Annotated in this window: 1 rRNA gene; it reads right to left on the bottom strand. The window is 55.5% G+C overall.

Annotated elements, in window-relative coordinates:
• Positions 1 to 16 precede the first annotated feature (16 nt).
• Positions 17 to 1,536 (bottom strand): 16S ribosomal RNA (locus ACZYZF_RS29445).
• Positions 1,537 to 1,709 lie beyond the last annotated feature (173 nt).

Consider the following 1,709-nt stretch of genomic DNA (forward strand, 5'->3'; position numbering starts at 1 on the left):
AAATGGTGCTCCTTAGAAAGGAGGTGATCCAGCCGCACCTTCCGGTACGGCTACCTTGTTACGACTTCGTCCCAATCGCCGATCCCACCTTCGACGGCTCCCTCCCACAAGGGGTTAGGCCACCGGCTTCGGGTGTTACCGACTTTCATGACGTGACGGGCGGTGTGTACAAGGCCCGGGAACGTATTCACCGCAGCGTTGCTGATCTGCGATTACTAGCGACTCCGACTTCACGGGGTCGAGTTGCAGACCCCGATCCGAACTGAGACCGGCTTTGAAAGGATTCGCTCCACCTCACGGCATCGCAGCCCTTTGTACCGGCCATTGTAGCATGTGTGAAGCCCTGGACATAAGGGGCATGATGACTTGACGTCATCCCCACCTTCCTCCGAGTTGACCCCGGCAGTCTCTCACGAGTCCCCACCATTACGTGCTGGCAACATGAGACAAGGGTTGCGCTCGTTGCGGGACTTAACCCAACATCTCACGACACGAGCTGACGACAGCCATGCACCACCTGCACACAGGCCACAAGGGAACCAATATCTCTACTGGCGTCCTGTGCATGTCAAACCCAGGTAAGGTTCTTCGCGTTGCATCGAATTAATCCACATGCTCCGCCGCTTGTGCGGGCCCCCGTCAATTTCTTTGAGTTTTAGCCTTGCGGCCGTACTCCCCAGGCGGGGTACTTAATGCGTTAGCTACGGCACGGATCCCAAGGAAGGAAACCCACACCTAGTACCCACCGTTTACGGCGTGGACTACCAGGGTATCTAATCCTGTTCGCTCCCCACGCTTTCGCTCCTCAGCGTCAGTTACTGCCCAGAGACCCGCCTTCGCCACCGGTGTTCCTCCTGATATCTGCGCATTCCACCGCTACACCAGGAATTCCAGTCTCCCCTGCAGTACTCTAGTCTGCCCGTATCGCCCGCACGCCCACAGTTAAGCTGTGAGTTTTCACGAACAACGCGACAAACCACCTACGAGCTCTTTACGCCCAGTAATTCCGGACAACGCTCGGACCCTACGTATTACCGCGGCTGCTGGCACGTAGTTGGCCGGTCCTTCTTCTATAGGTACCGTCACTTGCGCTTCGTCCCTATTGAAAGAGGTTTACAACCCGAAGGCCGTCATCCCTCACGCGGCGTCGCTGCATCAGGCTTGCGCCCATTGTGCAATATTCCCCACTGCTGCCTCCCGTAGGAGTCTGGGCCGTATCTCAGTCCCAGTGTGGCCGGTCACCCTCTCAGGCCGGCTACCCGTCGTCGCCTTGGTAGGCCATTACCCCACCAACAAGCTGATAGGCCGCGGGCCCATCCCACACCGCAAAAGCTTTCCACCACACACCAGGAAGTGCGCGGTCATATTCGGTATTAGACCCAGTTTCCCAGGCTTATCCCAAAGTGCAGGGCAGATCACCCACGTGTTACTCACCCGTTCGCCACTCGAGTACCCCGAAGGGCCTTTCCGTTCGACTTGCATGTGTTAAGCACGCCGCCAGCGTTCGTCCTGAGCCAGAATCAAACTCTCCAAACAAAAACTTCCCATCCAAAGACAGGCAGAATTCGAATCAGAAAAATCCGATCAAAACAAAAGACACCAACAAACTGGCATCAAAAAACAACAACCACACCCTAAACGGGAAAAAGAATGTGGCCAAAAACAACAAACAAAAACCACCAAACACACTATTGAGTTCTCAAACAACA

It is taken from the genome of Mycobacterium sp. IDUB_24 (assembly GCF_055419385.1).